Origin of the sequence: Scatolibacter rhodanostii (assembly GCF_900197595.1) — a bacterium.
GTDB classification, from domain to species: domain Bacteria; phylum Bacillota; class Clostridia; order Oscillospirales; family Acutalibacteraceae; genus Scatolibacter; species Scatolibacter rhodanostii.
Window position 1 is genome coordinate 445790 of the sequence record NZ_FZLO01000002.1, and the last position, 20079, is coordinate 465868.

Genomic DNA, 20079 nt, shown 5'->3' on the forward strand with positions numbered 1-20079 from the left:
ATTGTGATAACATCGCTCTTTTTTATTTAAAAATCTCCTGCTTTGTCAGCAAACTACCCTCACGAAGTTTTCGTCTTGCAGATTGTATGATTCCGTCAATTTTGTCAAGTTCCAGTAACAAAGATTTTTCTTCTTCTGTTGTGGTTAAAACAGCGTGAATGCCACCATTTTGAATAACAATTCGTCTGTCTGCCATGAGAGCCAATAAAGGGTCATGCGTCGCCATCAGCACAATTTTATCTTCTGAAACCAAAAGCTCGAGCGCTCTGCGGCGGTCAATACCCGCATTTTCAATTTCATCAATCAACACAATCGGTGATGTGCTAAGAATCGCTGTGTCGGCAATCATCAACGCTCTCGATTGTCCTCCGCTAAGGCTTGTCACAGGGGTATCGACCAAAAACTTTTCCCCTGCTAAATGGTTGGCGGCTTCTAAAATGCGAGCTGACATTTGCTCTGGATTTTGCACCATTCGGCTTTGCGCATGCATTTCTAAAAACTCACCCACACGCAAATCCATGACAAAGTTCATGTTCTGCGAAAGCTGGGCAACTAATTTATTGTTGGCAGAATAGCGCCACTTGGGATCAGGCATCTTGTCATTAATTAAAATGCTGCGTCCTGTGGGTGTATCACCCTGTGCTGCCCACTCAATGTCGGCTAGCAGTCGGCTTTTTCCTGAACCTGTAGGACCCACAATAGAGATAATTTGCGAGGGCAAAACAGTTAGATTTTCAAACTTTTCAGGATTTCCGTTTTTATCGGTACCGGGTATAATCGTCAGCGACTGTACCGTATTATCGTCCTGTACACCAAGAAATTCAAGCATTTTTTCAATATAGGTTTCTAACTCTGGCAAGAAACGCTCTATGTCAATTGCTTTATCTTCTATTTCTTCGGCAGAGAAATGCTGTAGATATGCTTCAAATGTGAGATGTTCAAATCCTGTTACTTGCAGCCGATTCTGCTGAAAGTAATCTTCGACAAAGGGGTAACGCTCGAGTAATTCAGCAATGGTCATGTTTTTCATCCTTCATCCTCCCCAAAGTCCATTTTCTTCACATTTCCAAGTTGATAACTTTCACCTATTCTCGTTTCACCCAAACAGTATGAACACATAGCTGACGGCATGGGGAAACGCAATTTCATACCCTGCACAGAATCAACCTGCTGATTTTCGTCATACAAAAGTGTGCTGAGTTCATAGGCTCCCTGCCCTGTTAGACCATTGACGTGCATGACCATCGCTTTGGGGTTAACCGTACTAACACGAGAGGAAAATACTTCTCTTTCTGCTTGCGACACAATATCTCCCTTTGTCACGACCACTAAATCAGCTGCTTTCAGCATAGGGCCAATTTTTTTGGGTGTATTAATGCCTGACAGATTGTCAATGACACAAACCCCTTTAATGCCCACAATATAAGGCGAACAGCGGTTGCAAAGTCCGGCTGATTCGGTAATCAGCAAATCTAAATTTTCCTGATTCCCCCACTTGACGACATCTTCGATATTCGAGGCAAAAAAGTGGTCGGGACAAAGTGCTCCTGAAAGTCCCTTTTTAACCGGAACACCTGCTTTCTCATACAGCGTATCATCATCCGTGTGCAAGCAGTCAAACTTGACGACACCAACCTTGATACCTCTTTTTTGAAAGAAAGCAATTGCCTTGAGTATGACCGAAGTTTTACCCGATGACGGAGGGCCTGAAAAAATAGTTAAATTCATGATTCGCCACCTCCCGTGACGGCAAAGAACACATTTTCCAAATCTTTCAACAATTTACCGATATCATGTGAATGAATAAAGTCCCAACCCGGCCATAAAAATGTTTTCTCTGCTGACAGTTGATTGTCCACTTCAGGGTGTGTCGAGGGAAACTTACCACCCGCCGCAAACACTTCTCCAACCTCTTTAGAAAACAGAAAATCTACCAAGGGCTGTATCTTTTCTGCCGTTTTTGTTTTTGATAGCAAGAAGATAGGGCTCACAATTGCACCGTCTTCTGGCCATACTGGAATGAGTGAACCATTTTCTTTGGCCATCCAAGTGAAGAAATACGGCATAACGGTGACTGCCGGTGTTTTTGCCTCGGCTTTTCTTGTACCCGTTTTTATCATCTGTGCGGGGTGCATACTGCTCAGCATCGCTTTACCAAGCTTTTTGATTCCCTCTTCGCCATATTCTTTATAAATGCCCAGCAATAGAGCATTAAATAAGTCCAAGTCACGAACAGGGAGGGCAATGCTGTTTTCAAACTCTGGTCTCATAAGGTCGGCCCAGCTTTTAGGAGCGGTTCTATCTCCCAATGCCTCTTTGTTTACCATAAAAATGGCAGGAACTACTCCCAAAATTGAGTATTGGTGCAAGGGATCTTTTAAATCAATTTTATCATTATCAAAGATACTGTTTAATTTTTTTGCGCCCGTTAAATCTGAAAACACACCGTTTTCTTTGTATTTGCCCATTCTTTTACGGTCAAAAAACAAACCAAATCCAGCAGACAGATAGACATCTGCCAGTGCCTCTTCCCCTTTATGCTCATTCTGGATGAGGTCATCTTCTATCCAGTCAAGGCCCATGCTGGCAGCTTGCAAGCTATAGTCATATTGAATTGGCTGTGCCGCAAACCAAGCTTCCAGTTTTTCCATAAACGGCACACGAATGGGGCAAGGTAAAATCCCTTTAACTTTTACTTCTCCGCCGTTTTCTTGTTTCGCCTCGACAAGTCCGGTAGAAAGAGCCGGACGTTGCTGCTCGATAGCTTCCACTAACTGCCGCTCAAAAGAATCTGCATTAAGTTGCTTACTTTTCAGTGCCATTTGAAGTGAAATGGTCTTACCCAGTGTTCTGCGCATCATTTCATTGCGCAAATTTTCAAATCCATTCGCCGCAAGCACGTCAATTAGCTCTGGGTATTTCTCGGTCACATCATACACTTTATCAGAAAAAGAAAAATATGAATTCATATTAAAATCCCTCCTATGGGCAACATAGATTGTACTACTATTCTTATAACGTGCTCTTATTTTATCAAAGTTTTTTTTGAAAATCCGTAACAAGCGTTACAAAAAAAGAAAAATCCGATTTTAAGCATACTAAAATCGGATTTTTAGGTATCGTTATAAAATATCTTGCAATTTTTTTTTGTTTGGTAAAAAGATAGCTTTTCCGTCCAACTTTAAAAGCTCATCTTCTTGCATTTTCATCAATTCTCTTGAAACAGAAGGACGCGCTACATTGAGAAAATCAGCTAATTCTTCCCGATTCATTTTCAGAAAAACTTTTCCTTCATGATTGCTGTTCTGCAAAAGCACTTTAGCAAGCTTTTGTCTGATTGTCATGGCTGACATAATCTGAATTTTTTGATTCAGGTAGTAAGCCTTCTTCGCCAAAATCTCTAGCATATTCGAAATTAGTTTCCTATGATAATCATCGTTTTTTTCACTTGGATGATAAAGAAAATCTTTAGGAATTTCTAATATCTTAACATCATTGACCGCTTGTGCGTAGTTGTCATATTCCTTTTTGTCTAAAAATAGAAAGACCTCTCCAAAAAGTTCTCCTGGGTGACTAAAGGTAGCGATAATGCTGCGTTTTCCCGATGCCGAATCAGTACCAATAACTACTGTACCTTCCAGCAAAATATGCAGTTTTTGAGGTTTGTCCTCTTGGTAAAAGATAATTTCATCTTTTGCATAAGAAACGACCTCCGAACCACTGTCTGTCAAACACTTTTGAATGTCGTCGTCTCCCATATTGAAAAAAAGAGGAGATTGCTTGGCAAGTGAAATCATAGGACACCTCTTTTCTTTTGCTGTCTCAATTCCTTTAAATCTATTTAGTTTGAAGCAGATTCTACCCTTTGTTCTTCAAATTGTGCCATCAGTATATCAAAAACTTCAGCGCAAGCAATTGAATCTCTATGAGAGATTAACTCACTTTCAATTTTGTGATCATGATACAGTCTGCACACCTCTCGAATTTGATAAATAAATCCGTCCTCATCTATGCCTTCAAAAGTTTCAACCAATTGATTGCTCTTATCATATCTCTCACATTTTCTAGTACGCAGAAAATCATAGACTACAATATGTCCCTCACTGCCGTAGATATAAGCATCCGATGATGTGTTCACTGAAATACCAGAGGAAATTGTGGCCAAAGCACCGCTTTTAAAGCCAAAATTCACAGCTGTAACATCATCAACGCCTGTTTTACAAATACTGGCAACACCATTTGTGTAGATAGGATTTTCATCTAAAATACCTGTTACAAATTCAATAGGATAGACGCCGGCATCATATAAGCTGCCACCTGCTAAATCGGGTTTATAAAGACGGTTTTCTTCGTTAAAAGGAGCATTAAAACAAAATGAGGCTTGAATAAGTTTTATTTTACCGATACTGCCCCCCAACGTCCACTCTTTTGCTTTTTGAAAAGCCGGCAGACAGCGTGTCCACATTGCCTCCATCAGTACTGTATTGTTTTTCTTAGATAACTCAACTAATTCTTGCGCATGCTTTTGATTCAATACTAACGGTTTTTCGCAGATAACTGCTTTTTTATTTTCTAAGCATTTTTTCACGATTTCATAGTGAAAATTATGTGTCAAGGCAACATAAATCACTTCTACCTTTTCATCTAAAATTAAATCTTCATACTTTGTATAGGCTTTAGTAGCATGGTATTTCTCTGCAAATTCGGCTGCCTTTTGATTATCTCTTGAAGCGACTGCCGCCAATTCAATTTCTTCCATCGTATTCAATACAGACGCAAATCGGTTGGCGATTGCGCCTAACCCAATAATTCCAAATCGTGTTTTCATATTAAATTTCCTCTCTCACTTCCAAATTTTAGACTATTTTGCAACAATTTTATCATTTAGCCTTAGCTGCCGTCAAGACCAAATAGAAAGATTTTGAATATAACACAACAAAAAATGAGACGCCAATCAATCATCAACGTCTCATTTCTTTATAGGGCATTTTTATTTAAAAACAATCTCAATACTTGTCTGACTGAGTTTCTGCTTCAAGAAAATCTGCAGAATCTAACTCGGCAGGCACATTCGCTTCTGAACAATAGGATACTCCTTCATTCTGCAATCTAAATTTCTCAACTTCTTCTCGCAAAATATCGGCTTGTCCTGCTAGCTCTTCACTAGAAGCAGAGCTTTCTTCTGCCGTTGCTGCATTTGTCTGCACAACATCTGAAACTTGTGCCAATCCCAGTGTGATTTGATCAATAGATTCCGCCTGTGCGGTAGAAGAAGAATCTATTTCTTGAATGGAAGCTTCTACTGCTTTTGACTTTTCTACTGCATCCAACAATACTTTACCGGTTTCAGTAACCAGCTTTTCGCCTTCCATAACAGAAAGATTAGAATGTTCAATTAGTGCAGCTGTTTGCTTTGCTGCTTCCGCTGATTTAGAAGCTAAATTTCGTACCTCGTCAGCTACAACCGCAAATCCCTTGCCAGCGGTACCGGCACGAGCTGCTTCAATGGCAGCATTTAAAGAGAGTATATTGGTCTGAAAAGCAATATCCTCAATGACTTTTGTAATACTGGAAATCTTCTCTGAGGAAGCGGTAATCTCATTCATGGATTCGGTCAGGTTCTGCATGTACAGATTTCCTTTGGCCACACCCGCACCAGAAAGCGCTACATATTCTTTTGCTTTATGAACATTTTTAGCATTGTCTTCTGCTTGCTGTGCAATGGTCGTAATGGCTGCTGTCAGCTGTTCTACCGTAGAAGCTTGTTCTGCCGCACCCGAAGCCAAAGCTTGAGAAGCCATAGCCACCTGTTCAGAACCTCCTGCTACTTGCTCTGCAGAATCCTTTACCTTTGCAAAAACCGTGTTTAAATTATTAACAATCTGTCTCAAAGAATCACGGATCACTACAAAATCGCCTTTATATTCTTGCTGCACTTCAGCCGTACAATTCCCCTCTGCAAGACAAGATAACACACTCGACATTTCACTAATATAAGAATTAAGAGAAATGACTGTATCGGAGAAAGAGTCTGCCAGAACACCAATTTCATTATTATCTTCAATAACTGGAGCCGCCGAATGTAAATCACCCTCAGCAAGCATTTTCACTCTGGTAACCAAACCAAGGATAGGATTCACCATTTTATTTGAAATTCTAAACGCTACAACGAATGCCAGAATAAAGAATACTACACCGAGAGCAACTGTCACGCCAAGACCCATATAAAAAGAGTTTAACATCTCGCTTCTCTTTGCCGTAATACCAATTGACCAACCATCTGTATTAGGAATACTTGTATAACTTGCCATCTGTTTAACGCCGTTAAACACGATATCTTGTTTGCCTTCTCCGCCTGCAATCATACTTTCAATTAAAGCTGCTGTACTTTTAAGGCTCTCATCACTTTGTGATTCTTCTATATAATTGACTTGATTGACCACTCTATCGTTTTCTCTATGGGCGATGATTTTACCATTTTTATCTACAATGAAAGCATATCCACTTTCCCCAATAGATATATCATCAATAATGGAGCTAAAGGTATCACTATCTAATCTAGCGTATACAATTCCGTTAAAGGTTTCGCTTTTCAGCTTGGTGGCCACCATTAAAACCGTCTTACCCGTCACACTACTGACATTGGTAGAAGACATGTATGTTTCTCCCTGCATAGCCTTTTGATAATATTCACGTTCACTAACTTGCGAGCCTTCGGTCGTTTCTCCGTTAGCATCTGCTACTATCAATGCCTCAAAACCATTTGCTGTCGCCAATTCTTCTAGGATTTCAACTCGCTGACTTAACGATCTTTTCGGATTAGCAATAGATTCATTTTGAGCAATCATCTCAATTTTAGTTTTAAATACGGAGATCGCATTCTCAACAGATTGACTGTAAGCTATCGCGTTTTCACGCAGTCTCTCATTGGTGCTGTCAATAGATTGAGCATATAAAATTGATCCGCTAATCACTCCATAAAGGAGAACAATTGCAACAGATAGTGAACTAATAGAAATTAAAAGAGTTCTTTTGATTGATTTCTTTTTTGTTTTCTTCTTTGTTGCTGATACGTTTCCTTTTTCTTTTTTCATGTTTTTCCCCTGATTCTTGTGATATTTTATTGAAAAGCATATAACCTCTTGAAGTCAAACTTGAAATTAGCGTTAAATTTCATTCAGACGCACAGTTATATCCTTTATTTCACACATTATTGCATCCATTAAAAAAAAGAGAGAGTCAATATTTATTTTTCAAATTAGACATCACAAAGCTTATTAAAAAGCGTTTATAAATTAGGTGTTTTACAGTAATATTTTTCCTTTTTTATCAATTATAGAATAACATTTTCGTGAAAAAAGTCAATACAATTCACGAAATCTGACGAAAAAGTCAATATTATGTAAGTTTTTGGCTTATAATCTGAATAATTATACAAAGGAATAAATATTATTATTATTTTCTTAATATGAATTTTACACTACCAAATATAAATACTTCTCCGTGATAAGATATTGAATAATTTACTTGATTTACCAGTAGTGGGCACCTTTTCAAATTTAATTGTACGTAATAATAAAATATTAAATTTAGTTATAAAAAATAAGAATTTTTGTAAAAATTTGGTTATTCATGAAATATTTGATTGCTTTTTGTCAAAAAAAGAAGTATAATAATTCTAATTTAATAAATTTAATCGCGTCTGCGGTCCTTTTGAGGAGGAAATTGAGATTATGTTATCTAAAAAAAGCATCAGAACCGACTTTATTAAGGCTGTCATTATTATCTTTGCAACTGTCAATGTGATTTTAATCTTGGCTTCAAGTTATTTTATCAGAAATTCCACAACCGAGTCTTTAACAAAAAGTATGACAGAAACTAGTGAGCTTGTTTCTCAAAAGATTACTTCGGAAATCGATAAATTTCGCCTTGTTTCAGATTCTGTTGGTTTTTATTATAGAAAAAGTAATCCAGCCGGTTTTAAGAGCTATTTAGAGACGCTCTGCGAGCAATATGGATATGAGAAAATTGATATGCTGGGTTCTTCTCTTATTTCTGTTGTTGATACCTCAAATGAATATACACCTAACAATGCCCTAAAAATGGCAGCAGCGGGCACTCCGGGTTTGAGTGAACCTATTATTAGCGGCGAAAATGTATATTTTCAATATGCCTACCCCTATCAAGGCTATATCATACTAATAGATATTCCCTATTCGTTCTTCGCCGATATTGTTTCTTCTGTTAAAATCGGTTCTACTGGCAGCACCTACATTCTCGACAGTACCGGTACTAAAGTGATTCACGATGATGTTTCGCTCGTTTTAAGTCGGCAAAACAATCTTGAAGAAGTCAAATCAGACCCTGGCACCTACCAGTCTGTCGCAAATCTGGAAAGTGATATGATTCAAGGTAATTCCGGTTTTAATTTTTACACTTGGAAGGGAGATAAGAAGTTTGGTTCTTACGCTCCTATTGAGGGCACGGACGGTTGGTCTGTCAACGTAACCGCTTTGGAATCTGAGTTTATGAAGAAAGCAACCGAAGGAACGATTGCTATGATTCTAATTGCTATCGTCGATTTAATTGTTGCTATTTTTGTCATTACTCGAATCTCCAATAAGATTTTAAAACCCATTGAAAGAATGGTCGTCAATATTGATGAGATGTATAAGGGTAACTTATCCATTGAATTTAAGGCAGAAAGACAGGATGAAATTGGCCTGATTTCAGAGAAACTGAATAGTATGTCAACCACCTACCGAACGCTGATTCAAGATATTTCAAATGTCTTGCAAGAAATCTCATCTGAAAATTTATTGGTTACTACCGAGGCAGACTATCCGGGTGATTTTAACCAGATTAAGCTGTCACTGGTCACTATTATTGAGGGTCTGACGGATGTTCTCTCCCAATTTGGCCTTGCTTCCTCCGAAGTAAAATCAGGTGCAGAACAACTCTCCTCCGGTGCTCAAAATCTTTCTCAAAGCGTTACAGAACAAGCAGGTTCTTTGGAAGAATTAGCCGCTACCATGGAGACTATTGCTGTAAAAGTGAAAGATGCGGCTCAAAATGCTAATCTGGGCAACCTAAAAATGAATGAAGTCAACCAAGAATTGCAGAACAGCAACCATAAAATGCAAGACATGACTGCTGCTATGCAGGAAATTAACAGCACTTCTAATGAGATTAGACGAATTATCAAAACGATTGAAGACATTGCTTTCCAAACCAATATTCTTGCTCTTAACGCTGCTGTTGAAGCCGCCAGAGCCGGTTCAGCCGGCAAAGGTTTTGCCGTTGTTGCTGATGAAGTCCGTAACTTAGCCAGTAAGAGCGCCGAAGCTGCTAAAGATACTACCGTGTTAATTGAAAAATCGCTGACAGCTGTCCAAAAAGGCGGTTCCATTACCAACGAAACAGCACACTCTTTATCAGAAGCCGTTTCGTTAGCCAATGAGGTTTCTGATATCGTACAACAGATTTCCTCATCCTCTGATGATCAGTCTCGTTCAATTGAACAAGTCAATATTGGTATCACACAAATCGCTGCCGTGGTGCAAACCAATTCTGCCACAGCAGAAGAAAGCGCCGCCTCTAGCGAAGAGCTTCTTTCACAATCTGATATCTTACAGAATCGCATTAGCTCCTTTAAGTTAAAAAGCAATGATTTAGAGATAGAAGAAGAATCCTTCGAGTTTTCAGAAGAAGATAACCTAGAAGACAGCAATCCCGACGACAAGTATTAATCAGTCTTACAGAACAGCCTAAAACGAATGACTAATTTTAAACCCTCTGCAGACTTGCAGAGGGTTGTTTTTTCTGCAGAACAGCACTTCCATTTTAAACCGTAAAACGGTGCCGTCCTAATTGTCTGTTTTGCTGTTACATAATCTTAATCCCTTTCATCGCTACCGCTTCTTTTAGTAGCATATAATGGCCATAAATATAATCTCATGTATAAGATAATAGCTTTAAAATTAGAGGGATTACTGTCCATTCTTGCGCCATCGATATCAGTTTACACAGCAAAGATATCTGGTTGTATAAAATTCGTATTCATGCAAGCAAAATCAGATATCATCTCCAAAGAAATTTCAGAGAAATCAAGCCCATTAAACAAATAACTGAAATATAGCGAATGAGCTTATTGACTAAATCGATTGTTATATCTTCTTCTGCTTAATCTACAACCAGAAGCAGCTTTCTAACAGGGTTATTTTGATTTACCTCACTCTTACCATATCAACTCTATAATAAAGAACAACCACTATCAGAGAAATTATCTGATAGTGGTTGTTCTTCTTATTTTAGCCATATATGGTTTTCATTTTTATACAGCATAGTTTGTGCTTTTATTCTTTGACTGCTCCTAGCATAATGCCCGTTACAAAGTATTTTTGTAGGAACGGATATACAATTAGCATAGGAATCATCGCAATAAACACCTTAGCAGCATCTAGCGATTTATTAGAAAGCTTACTCAGGTTTTCAATCTGATCTTTCGTCAAGTTTGTGGTTTGAATATTGACCACAAGCTGTTTAATATACGTTTGTAGAGGATAATTAGTTTCTCCTGTTGTTAAAACAAGTCCTTGGAAGAATTCATTCCAGTGATAAACACTAGTGAACAAAACAATTGTTGCTAACACAGGGATAGACACCGGTACAATAATCTGAAAGAGAATTCTCCATGGATTTGCACCATCTACAACCGCAGCTTCTTCCAAGTCAGAAGAAATATTACGGAAAAAGTTCATCATAACAATTAGGTTAAAAACTGGTAAACTGCCTCCAAGAACTAATCCCCAAATGTTATCAATCAATCCATATTTCTGCATTGTGATATACCACGGTATGGTTCCACCGCTAAAGAGCATACAGAAAAGTACAATCCACATGAGAATATTGCGGGGCTTATAATCTTTTTTAGATTTAGCAAGTGGATAGGCCATCATAATCAAGACGAGCATGGTCACACCAGTACCTAAAACAGTTCTTTGAATCGAAATCCAAAAAGAATTAAAGAATTTCCAATCTCCCATAATCTCTTTATAAGAATTAAGAGTAAATCCGATAGGATATATGGTCACTAGTCCTGAGTTTGCAGCTGATTTATCTGACAAAGAGAGCGAAAGCGCATACCAAAGTGGATAAATACAACTGAAAGCTAAAATACCCATAATAATGTTATTCAGGATATTAAATACACGGGAACTAAGAGTCTTATTTTCAATCATGCGGTTCCCCTCCTTTAAAATACCCGATAATTAGCGACTTTATATGCGGTAACATATGAAATGATAATCAAGATAAAGCTGACACCCGATTTCAAAAGTCCGGCTGTGGTAGCCAGAGAAAATTGCAAATCAATCAGCCCCATGCGATAAACCCATGTGTCTAAAATATCACCGGTAGAATAAACAATCTTGTTATAAAGGTTAAAGACTTGATCAAAACCAGCATTGAGCACACTGCCTAATCCCAAAACACCTAACAGAACAATGGTAGGAATTAATCCCGGTATCGTAATATGCCAGATGGATTTCCAGCGACCTGCACCGTCAATGGCTGCTGCTTCATAAAGATTTGGGTTAATGCCCGTTAAAGCAGCCAAATAAATAACTGCATTATATCCAAATTCTTTCCAAACATCAGTACCAATGACCAACTGACGGAAAATAGAAGATTCCTGCATCCACACACGCGGTTCTGCTCCAAACACGCCTGCCACCGTATTCACAACACCGTTATAACCAAAGATGTTGATAATAATGCTTGCTAGAATAACCCAAGACAAAAAGTGAGGAAGATAAACAATTGTCTGTACTACTTTTTTATATTTCACACTTTTAATCTCGTTCAATAAAATAGCAAAAGTCAACGGTACTATTAGATTCAATATCATCTTAGACGTTGCGATGATGATTGTATTTTTCATAACCTGCCAGGCATCACTCATTGAAAATAAATATTTAAAGTTTTCAAGTCCTATCCATTCCGACTGCCAATATCCCAGTCCGGGGTTATAATCCTGAAAAGCCATAACAATACCGACCATGGGTACAATGCTAAACAAAATCAACCACACAAATCCGGGGAGAATCATCAGCGTATAATGGACTTGATTCATAAACTTACTTTTCATAACTTATTAATCATTCCTTCCTGAAGGCAAAACCATGCCGTGATACTTTAGAGCCAATACACGTTCAACCTCACCAAAATCCCAATTCACTTATTAAGAAAACTTTTATTATTTGAACATTTCCCTTTTGTCATCTCAATATAAGCTATGCCATTTATACATAGCATCTGTGTTATTATCCCTGTAAAACACCAATTTTAGGATAGCCGCGGTGCAGAGACATCTCCTCTACACCGCAACACTATCTCACATTCAATTTTTAATTTAAGCCTGCTACTTCAGCTAAGATTTCATCTCCGCCTTGTGCATGCCAATTGCTGACAAAGGTATCAAAAGCACTGATGTCCTCTTGACCGGTGATGATTTTTAGCATTGTTTCATCTTCTAATTTTTTGAGGTTAGCCCATTTACGTTCCATTGTTTCTGTCATGCTGTAAGTAAGGCTGTAGACTTTCTTATCAACTTCTGTTGTAGCATAAGGACGGTTGCCGATCAAGATTGCATACATACGTTTGAAGTCGCCTTCATTTTCCATGCTGAAATCTGTGACAGCCAATTCTCTATCTTTTGTATAGCCAGTAACAACGTTACGAACTTTGGTAGCATCCTGATAAAGAAGTTTATAGATAGACATTGGGTCATTAAATTCTTCTGGGTCTGCTTCGCCGTTCAGCACTCTTGTCAGTTCTTGAGATTCATGCTCTACTTCATCAGCAGCAGCAGCAACTGTTCTCAAAGGATACCAGCCGATGGCAACTGAAGTATCAAAAACACCTTCATCACGAACCAATGCATTGTACATAATAATGATAGCAGCTGCAACATCTTCAGAAGCATTTTTGCTGATCATAGTAGAAGAAGTACCTACGCTCTTCATATGAACATTCCATTTGCCGTCATCACTAAAGATCGGGTAAGTCTGCCAGTTGGCAGTAGGATCATTCTTGAAAGAATCTCCGTTGCCATAGCCAAGTGACCACCAAGGACCAAAGAACATACCAACTTGGTTAGCGTTAACAGCTTCGCCTGAAGAATCTCTTGTGCCCATTTCTGGATCAATGTAACCTTCAGCGTACCATTTTGCCAAACGCTCAAGAGCGGGTTTCATTTTTTCATCGGTTGAACCGTAAACAACTTCGCCTTTATCATCCTGCAGCCAATAGCCGGGATAAACATCATAGGCGGAGAAAACAGGGTCTAAACCGTGTGCATTATTGGAAGACTCTAAGAATGTGCAGTAAAGTCTTTCGTTCTTGTCTGGGCCAGAAAGCGGAATTGTCTGGTCTCCGGCAGGTTTTTTCTCTTTGAAGACTTTAGCAATGTTTTCAACATCATCTAAAGTTTTCGGTACTTCCAGACTATATTCATCTAACCAGTCTTTTCTGATATTCAAGATGTGAACACCGTCTGTATCAACTGTGACGTTGGGCAAGCCCTGCATTTTGCCGTCAAAGCTAACACTTTCAATAGCACGGCCATCTGTAGAATCAACAATTCCTTTAACCTGCTCTGAAGCATATTGGTCAAATAAATCGGTAATATCCATCAGCATGTTTGACTTAGCTGCTTTACGCAGATAAGATTGCTCATTGGCAACCAAACCATCGGGCAAAGTGTCACTGGCAATAGCCAAAGAAACTTTTTGGTTGTAGTCATTGCCCTCTGCTGCTGTCCAATCTACAATAACATTAATATTGTAGTTGTCGCGCAGATAACGAGTATATTGGTTATCTTGTGCTGAATCACCAGCCGGCAACGTTGTGTCGATTGGAGAAACGCTCATGCCGATATGTACATCTACAGGTTCGTCAAATTTTTTAAAAGCTAAATCGTCTCCAGAGGAAGTTTCCTCTGTCTTACTGGTGCTGACTTCTGATTTGCTTTCTTCTACCTTACTTGATACCTTGCTTTCTTCTGCTTTGCTTGCCGTGCTTTCTTTACCCTTGCCATCTCCGCATCCAGCAAGAGAAGAGAAAAGCATTACCAAAGAAAGCGACAATGCTGCTAACTTTTTCACATTTTTCATTGTGTACCTCCACTTCAATTCTTTTACCACAATTCGCTTTTTAGTAACAACCAACAGTCATTGTCACTAAATGTGTATAGAATATAACATAATTTATAGTAATATAAAACAGATAATCGTATGAGCTTTTTTAGACTTTTAAAAAAAATAAGATAATCGTCTTTTAATAATCAGACGATTATCTTAAAATCACCCTATTCTTGGCATTCATTACAACTTTGCTATTTTTAGCCTCTCTTTTACTTCAACGACACTTGGTGAAAAAAGGCACTAGGGGACATTCCCGTTTGTTCTGTAAAAATGCGGCAAAAATATTGCTCATCTTCATATCCCACTTTATGAGAAACCGTAGCCGGACCGCTTTCGCCGGATTCCATTAAAGATTTTGCAAGATTCACCCTCTCTTGCCGGATAAATGTATTGAAAGTTAACCCTGTTATTTTCTTAAAGGTAGCTGCAAAATGACTTCGGCTAATACCTACCTGATTGGCAACCGTGTGGATAGAAAGGTTTTCATTTAAATGCAAACTAATATATTCTACTGCATGGAAAATACAGACCTCGTTGTTCGATGACTTTTTTTCATGTAAATTTTGTCTCAATATCTCTCTTAACTTGCTAATCCATTCTAAGGCGGTTTGTGCATGGTGAACGGAGGGGACGGACGGCAACCCTTTTATTTCAAATAATTCTAGCGACTTATCTAAAATACGAACCAATAAATGCTCTAGCCAGCGGTGTGAAACAGATTTTTTTAAGGTTTTGGCAATTAAATCTTCCATCACTTGATTTGAGTAAAGCCACCTGAATTGCAACCATTCCTCTTGTAGGTCGGCATCGACCAGCATGACTTCTTGTTCCGAAAAATCTGAATGCTCCATATTGGTCATAATTTCTCCGACACGCAGAAAAACTTCTTCACAATCTCTTTGTTCTAACCTCATTTTTGATATGTAGTCAAGCGTACCTAACCGAAGTGCTGCCTGCACATTTTGAAAATCTTCATGAAAGCTTAGTACAACATATTGCAAATTAGGGTGTTGTTGCTTTGCCTGTTTAATAAATTCCAACCCCGGCATGACCGGCATGGCTAAATCGACTACACACAAATCCACTTCATTTTCTTGAAGAAACGCCAGACCGCGTTCTCCATTGGACGCCTCTCCCACCACTGTCATGCCACATTTTTCCCACGAAACCAGGGAAATTAACCCCATGCGAGCTAATTTGTCATCGTCAATAATCAGCACTTTAATCATGCTATCACCTTATTCCCATAGTTTAATCATTTCTTCCATCTATTTCTTATCTTCTGTATTCGGCGGCTTCTTCTCATCTCTATGTATCGGAAAGCGAATCGTTACCAGTGTGCCTTTTTGAGGTTCGCTGGCAATATCCATTTCTGCTGAAGAACCATAAAACTCCTGCAATGTTAACCAAACATATCGCAGCCCAATTCCATTGTGAGCTTGACGTTCTCCTTCAAGCGGCAAAGCCTCTTTATAAGACAGCATCTCTACATTAAAACCGGCTCCATCATCACGAATCTTAATTTCCACTCGTTCCTGATCATCTGTGTGAATCTCAATCCACAAGTTGCCAAAATCATTTAGACTATGGCAAACCGCGTTTTCAGCAACCGGCTGCAAAATTAATCGGGCACAAGGTTCGTCTAGATACAGACCTGGTTCAATGACAGTATGCACCTCAAAATCTTGTCTGGTTTGCTGCAGCTCAAGATATTCCATCAGCATTTTAATCTCAGAATTCAGCGTGGTGTTTTGATTCACTTTCCCCAGTGTATAAGCCAATATAAAATTCAGATGGGAGAGGTAATCCGCAATAGCAGGCTGCTTTTCCATTCGTGCCTGCCACTGTGCAGAATTGAGTGCATTCATAATAAAATGCGGGTTGATTTGAAAATACAGCTTGTCCAACTCTAATCGTCGTTTCTCTCGTTCGCCTTGAACGATATCTTCCATCAAACCGCTGATTTGGTTTTTCATATGTAGAAATCTTTCATATAAGACCTGATATTCTTGTATTTGGAAAGGGTGCTTTCGAATGGCCATGTCCCCTTTGCCTGTCAGCATAATTTCATTTTCAATCAGCTTAAGCGGTCGATACATCTGGTTGCGGAACAGAAAAGACAACATTAGAATAATTAAAAGCGCTAGCATAATAAAAAGAAGAATGTCACGGTATAATGTCATGCGCTCATAGTCATAGTAGTTTTCCGGCAGCAACAGCACATTTTTAAAGCCATATTTAGCGGGAGCATAGCACCACACATACTTTTGGCCTCGCCCCATGCTCATATCTGCTGTCTTTGTCATCTGACCACTTAAATCAAAGGTATCACCCACCGCTATATCTTCAGCAAGACTATACCGTACCACATTGTTATTGTCTAACTGAATCAATTTATAAGGAATCCCTTGTTCCTTTTCAAGAGCTTCCATACTGCTGGCTATATCTGTACGATATTCAAGGTAAATATAACGGGGGATATCATCGCTAAAAAGCACCGGACGGATAATAGAAAATACCTCCGAGTTGGTAAATCGGTTAGCCGTATTATGAATACTTTGAAAAGTAATATCTGTTGTTTGAGAAAGCATATCATTGCCAATGGGGTCAAAATCTGCTTGCGTTTTCATGTTGCCGACCCACACGAGAGCCGGATATTCACAATAGGCCACCAATTCTATTTGATTAGATGAAAAAGCGGATTGACCAATCAGACTGTCAAGCCACTTACGTGTTGACATTTTCTCATAAGGAGATTCTGCATTGAGATAAGATTCTACCATAGAGCCAATATTACCAACCGGCAACATTTGCTGCGAAATATTGACAATGGAATCAAATTCCTGATTGATTTGCTTATCTAACTGCTCTGTATACGTTCTCAACGCGGTTTGAAAACGGTTTTTTTCTGCTAAATCTAGGGTGCGCACCGCCATTAAAAACACCATAAAAATACAAAGGAGCGCCACAATGCAAAGCTGCATGGCCATAATTGTGCGAATTGATTTTGGCTGTTTACTATACTTTTTGAGCTGCAACAAAATTGACGACTCTTTTGCCTTCATGTAGATTCTCCCAAACATATGCTTACAGGATTCAAGAAAAATTTTATTCATTTTCAGTATATAATTTCACAAATTCCATCTATTCTTTTTTGGCCAGTCATTATGTACAAGATTAAAAAACAGTAAATTGTTTTCATAAAAGATAAAAAATCTGAAATCACACATAACTATTTTCTATATAGATATCATTGTTATTCTTTAAAACATTCACCAACAAAAAAATAGTACGACAACGCCATTTCTTCATGGTATTCAAAGCAAAAAATTATGCCGATATAATATTTTATATTATAGACTATTTATACATAAATTACAACTATCGTTTCTTAATTATGATGTCTATTGCTAATGGCCTTGATTTTTTAACTGTCTTTTTGCTACTGATTTTAGGCAAGTAACTATTCCAACTTAGCCATCTTCTATTTGTTGTCTATTCATTCCGATTTTTTGTATTTAATTCAATATTTATGGTTTAATCTCGAAATTGAAACATCATTTTGTAACTGTAAATAGGCTTATTTTATATTGAAACCCGCTATTAATTATTGTATGATTACCCCAACATCACCTAACACACGATTCAAACTGCTTTTGGCTTGTCATAACGTCAAATTTCCAGTTTGATGTATTGGTTTTGCAGACACATAAAGATTTATAGGAAACAAACTGGAGGTCAACTTGTAATGAAAAGCTATGAAAAAAATCATCCTCGACCACAGCTTTTTCGTCCGGGCTGGGAAAATTTAAATGGGTCATGGGACTTTTCCTTTGATGATATCAACCAGGGTGAAAAACAAGGTTGGGCAAGAGCCTTTACACCCACACACACAATTCAGGTTCCTTTTACTTATGAAACAAAGCTTAGCGGCATAGAAGACGAAAGCCAACATCCAGTGGTTTGGTATCAGCGCTCTGTCATCATTCCAGAAGATAAGCAAACTAAAAAAGTAATGTTGCATTTTGAAGGCAGCGATTATTTTACAAAAGTTTGGGTAAATGGGAAGTTCTGCGGTTCTCATCGAGGCGGTTATGCTCGGTTCTCATTTGATATCACAGAAGCTCTTCACAGCGGTGAAAATTCACTTGTGGTGAGAGTAGAGGATAGCAAAGACCCACAGCAGCCTCGTGGAAAACAGCGTTGGACTAATGAAAGCTATGCTTGTTGGTATGTGCAAACCACCGGCATATGGAAGACTGTATGGCTTGAATATGTACCTGAAAATTCTATTGAACAAGTGAAAATGACACCCAATCTTGGTAAAGGTTCAGTAGACATTGATGCTAAAGTTCTATCAGAAAATTATGGCGAAGAATTGCTTTTAGAAGCTTCTGTCAGCTATCAAGATCAGTTTATTAACAAAATCATTATACCTGTGATGAAAAAAAACCTTGCTTTTTCTCTTCCTGTCGGTCGTACTGATTTAGATGGATTTGAATGGAATATTCACACTTGGACACCTGAAAATCCAAATTTATATGATATTTCTTTTCGTCTGCTTGAAAACCAAGAACAGCATGATGCTGTATATTCTTATTTTGGCATGCGTGAAATTGCTATTCAGAACGGTCATGTCTTACTGAACGGGCAACCTATTTATCAACGCTTAATTTTAGACCAGGGCTACTGGAAAGATTCTCACATCACACCTCCCGATGAAGAAGCTCTCCTCGAAGACATTGATAAAATTAAAATGCTTGGCTATAACGGTCTGCGCAAACACCAAAAAACCGAAGATGAGCGTTTTCTTTATTGGTGTGATGTAAAAGGTATGCTGGTTTGGAGCGAGTTCCCCGCTGCCTATCAATTCAGTGACTATGCTGTGCAGTTAATGACAGAAGAATGGATGCAGATTGTTCGGCAAAACTATAATCACCCCTCCATTATTGTATGGACACCTTTTAATGAATCATGGGGCATTGGCGGCATCAAATCAAACCGCACCCAACAGCATTTAACAGAGGCCGTTTATCATCTGACTAAAACATTTGACCCTATGCGCCCTGTTGTCCTTAACGACGGCTGGGAGCACACCTGCTCTGATATAATTACTTTGCATGATTATGAAGAACTCGGCAAAATTTTGCGCGCAAGATACGAAAATCATAAAGAAGATATCGTTGCCGGTGAACTGTCTCATAACCTGAGTCAATTTGCTATGGCAAAAGGCTTTGCCTATAAAGGTCAACCTATCTTAATTAGTGAATATGGCGGCATTGCGTTCCAAAATGATAATGTGGGTTGGGGTTATGGAAACAAAGTAAACTCGCAAGAAGATTTTATTAAGAGATTTGACGATATCACTACTGCTGTCAAAGAAATTCCGTATATCTGCGGTTTTTGCTATACACAAGTCAGCGATGTACAGCAAGAAATAAATGGACTTATGGATGAGGAAAGAAACTTTAAAATCGCGCCAGAAATAATCAAAGAAATCAATGAAAGAAAAGTAAATCCGCTTCATAAAGGATAAAAAAAGATACACTGAGATTTTCTGTAAATTCTCAGTGTATCTTTTGCTATAACGAAAAACAATGTATAAATCTACACAAAATAAAATCACAAGTGAATAAATTTCTATGGGAGTAATCTTATGTTAAAAATGGATAAATTAAATTCCTTTTTAGTGTGGAAATATTTCATTTTGTGTGTTAAAATTGTTGTGACAAAATCGGATGACAATTAGGGCTTTTCTGAATATCGAAATTTACATTTGGTTTTCTGAGAACAATGAGGCAAGTGCAAGGCAAATTTTTGCCGGAATATTTTTTATGCGAAGTATTCTTTGACACAACCGACCACTGTTTTTAGT

13 protein-coding genes are annotated in these 20079 nt (G+C 38.3%); 2 read left to right on the forward strand and 11 right to left on the reverse strand.

Annotated elements, in window-relative coordinates:
- Nucleotides 1-22 precede the first annotated feature (22 nt).
- From CS931_RS06725 to CS931_RS06750, 6 genes are all read right to left on the reverse strand, one after another.
- A complete protein-coding gene (locus CS931_RS06725) occupies nucleotides 23-1030 on the reverse strand; it encodes an ATP-binding cassette domain-containing protein (protein WP_099204994.1) in 1008 nt (335 codons plus the stop codon).
- Nucleotides 1027-1728: a GTP-binding protein gene (locus tag CS931_RS06730; protein WP_099204995.1), complete on the reverse strand. Its 702-nt coding sequence runs from the start codon at nucleotides 1726-1728 to the stop codon at nucleotides 1027-1029. The genes CS931_RS06725 and CS931_RS06730 overlap by 4 nt, the downstream gene beginning before the upstream one ends.
- Entirely contained in the window at nucleotides 1725-2969 is a 1245-nt protein-coding gene (locus CS931_RS06735) for an ABC transporter substrate-binding protein (protein ID WP_099204996.1), read from the reverse strand. The genes CS931_RS06730 and CS931_RS06735 overlap by 4 nt, the downstream gene beginning before the upstream one ends.
- 153 nt (nucleotides 2970-3122) lie before the next feature.
- Nucleotides 3123-3797, reverse strand: a complete 675-nt coding sequence (locus tag CS931_RS06740) for a Crp/Fnr family transcriptional regulator (RefSeq protein ID WP_099204997.1) — start codon at nucleotides 3795-3797, stop codon at nucleotides 3123-3125.
- Nucleotides 3798-3841: 44 nt separating this feature from the next.
- The gene (locus CS931_RS06745; RefSeq protein ID WP_099204998.1) at nucleotides 3842-4828 is read right to left on the reverse strand and encodes a Gfo/Idh/MocA family protein; all 987 of its coding nucleotides are present in this window, start codon (nucleotides 4826-4828) and stop codon (nucleotides 3842-3844) included.
- Nucleotides 4829-5006: 178 nt separating this feature from the next.
- Nucleotides 5007-7094 carry a methyl-accepting chemotaxis protein gene (locus CS931_RS06750; protein WP_099204999.1) on the reverse strand — a complete coding sequence of 696 codons (2088 nt, stop codon included), beginning with the start codon at nucleotides 7092-7094 and terminating at the stop codon, nucleotides 5007-5009.
- Between the two features lie 639 nt (nucleotides 7095-7733).
- Between CS931_RS06750 and CS931_RS06755 the strand changes: the two genes are divergently transcribed.
- The gene (locus CS931_RS06755) at nucleotides 7734-9749 is read left to right on the forward strand and encodes a methyl-accepting chemotaxis protein (RefSeq protein ID WP_099205000.1); all 2016 of its coding nucleotides are present in this window, start codon (nucleotides 7734-7736) and stop codon (nucleotides 9747-9749) included.
- A gap of 606 nt (nucleotides 9750-10355) precedes the next feature.
- On the opposite strand, the gene CS931_RS06760 is transcribed toward CS931_RS06755, so the two are convergent.
- From CS931_RS06760 to CS931_RS06780, 5 genes are all read right to left on the reverse strand, one after another.
- Nucleotides 10356-11240, reverse strand: coding sequence for a carbohydrate ABC transporter permease (locus CS931_RS06760; protein WP_099205001.1), 885 nt, complete (start codon nucleotides 11238-11240; stop codon nucleotides 10356-10358).
- Nucleotides 11241-11254: 14 nt separating this feature from the next.
- A complete protein-coding gene (locus CS931_RS06765) occupies nucleotides 11255-12148 on the reverse strand; it encodes an ABC transporter permease (RefSeq protein WP_099205002.1) in 894 nt (297 codons plus the stop codon).
- 259 nt (nucleotides 12149-12407) lie between these two features.
- Nucleotides 12408-14174, reverse strand: a complete 1767-nt coding sequence (locus CS931_RS06770) for an extracellular solute-binding protein (RefSeq protein ID WP_200814955.1) — start codon at nucleotides 14172-14174, stop codon at nucleotides 12408-12410.
- A gap of 239 nt (nucleotides 14175-14413) precedes the next feature.
- Nucleotides 14414-15433, reverse strand: a complete 1020-nt coding sequence (locus tag CS931_RS06775; protein WP_099205003.1) for a response regulator transcription factor — start codon at nucleotides 15431-15433, stop codon at nucleotides 14414-14416.
- Nucleotides 15434-15472: 39 nt separating this feature from the next.
- Nucleotides 15473-17269, reverse strand: coding sequence for a sensor histidine kinase (locus CS931_RS06780; protein ID WP_159459760.1), 1797 nt, complete (start codon nucleotides 17267-17269; stop codon nucleotides 15473-15475).
- 683 nt (nucleotides 17270-17952) lie between these two features.
- Between CS931_RS06780 and CS931_RS06785 the strand changes: the two genes are divergently transcribed.
- Nucleotides 17953-19740, forward strand: coding sequence for a glycoside hydrolase family 2 protein (locus tag CS931_RS06785; RefSeq protein WP_099205005.1), 1788 nt, complete (start codon nucleotides 17953-17955; stop codon nucleotides 19738-19740).
- Nucleotides 19741-20079: the final 339 nt, after the last annotated feature.

What these genes read in the sequence shown, in the direction of transcription:
- CS931_RS06725 (WP_099204994.1), bottom strand. Translation starts at nt 1,030, where the DNA reads ATGAAAAACATGACCATTGCTGAATTACTCGAGCGTTACCCCTTTGTC.
- CS931_RS06730 (WP_099204995.1), bottom strand. Translation starts at nt 1,728, where the DNA reads ATGAATTTAACTATTTTTTCAGGCCCTCCGTCATCGGGTAAAACTTCG.
- CS931_RS06735 (WP_099204996.1), bottom strand. Translation starts at nt 2,969, where the DNA reads ATGAATTCATATTTTTCTTTTTCTGATAAAGTGTATGATGTGACCGAG.
- CS931_RS06740 (WP_099204997.1), bottom strand. Translation starts at nt 3,797, where the DNA reads ATGATTTCACTTGCCAAGCAATCTCCTCTTTTTTTCAATATGGGAGAC.
- CS931_RS06745 (WP_099204998.1), bottom strand. Translation starts at nt 4,828, where the DNA reads ATGAAAACACGATTTGGAATTATTGGGTTAGGCGCAATCGCCAACCGA.
- CS931_RS06750 (WP_099204999.1), bottom strand. Translation starts at nt 7,094, where the DNA reads ATGAAAAAAGAAAAAGGAAACGTATCAGCAACAAAGAAGAAAACAAAA.
- CS931_RS06755 (WP_099205000.1), top strand. Translation starts at nt 7,734, where the DNA reads ATGTTATCTAAAAAAAGCATCAGAACCGACTTTATTAAGGCTGTCATT.
- CS931_RS06760 (WP_099205001.1), bottom strand. Translation starts at nt 11,240, where the DNA reads ATGATTGAAAATAAGACTCTTAGTTCCCGTGTATTTAATATCCTGAAT.
- CS931_RS06765 (WP_099205002.1), bottom strand. Translation starts at nt 12,148, where the DNA reads ATGAAAAGTAAGTTTATGAATCAAGTCCATTATACGCTGATGATTCTC.
- CS931_RS06770 (WP_200814955.1), bottom strand. Translation starts at nt 14,174, where the DNA reads ATGAAAAATGTGAAAAAGTTAGCAGCATTGTCGCTTTCTTTGGTAATG.
- CS931_RS06775 (WP_099205003.1), bottom strand. Translation starts at nt 15,433, where the DNA reads ATGATTAAAGTGCTGATTATTGACGATGACAAATTAGCTCGCATGGGG.
- CS931_RS06780 (WP_159459760.1), bottom strand. Translation starts at nt 17,269, where the DNA reads ATGAAGGCAAAAGAGTCGTCAATTTTGTTGCAGCTCAAAAAGTATAGT.
- CS931_RS06785 (WP_099205005.1), top strand. Translation starts at nt 17,953, where the DNA reads ATGAAAAGCTATGAAAAAAATCATCCTCGACCACAGCTTTTTCGTCCG.